Origin of the sequence: Mariniradius sediminis (assembly GCF_021491425.1) — a bacterium.
GTDB classification, from domain to species: Bacteria; Bacteroidota; Bacteroidia; order Cytophagales; family Cyclobacteriaceae; genus Mariniradius; species Mariniradius saccharolyticus.
Genome location: NZ_JAKEVZ010000055.1, coordinates 1 through 446 on the forward strand (window position 1 = coordinate 1; position 446 = coordinate 446).

The following is a 446-nucleotide window of genomic DNA, read 5'->3' on the forward strand; positions in this document are numbered from 1 at the left end:
AGCGAAGCGATGGTCTGGTTCAATCCTGTCAAAGGATCAACCACGACAACATTCGACAGGGTTACATTGCCCGTGTTGGTGACGGTAACGGTGTAGTTCAGGACATCGCCCACCGCATCGTAACTGCTTTCAGCCACGGACTTGTCGATGAACAGGGCAGGGGACTGTACCGCGTTGATGGTTACCTGGTCGGAAACACTTACAGAACCGCTTGAAGCCGAAGCTGTATTGGCCACCGATCCGGCATCTATATCTGCCTGGGTCGCTGTATATGACGTGTTGAAGCTTTGCGAAGCCGTTGGAGCGAGCGAAGCGATGGTCTGGTTGAGCCCTGTCAGCGGATCGACAACCACGACGTTGGAAAGTGTTGTATTGCCCGTGTTGGTGACGACAATAGTATAATTCAACACGTCTCCCACTGCGTCGAAGCTGCTTTCAGCCACCGA

General features: G+C 53.4%; 1 protein-coding gene. It reads right to left on the reverse strand.

Going from position 1 to position 446, the window contains the following annotated elements; genetic code table 11:
* Positions 1-446, reverse strand: a 446-nt coding sequence (locus tag L0U89_RS20265) for a CLIPPER-2 domain-containing protein (protein WP_439651580.1), incomplete at both ends; no start/stop codon positions are given.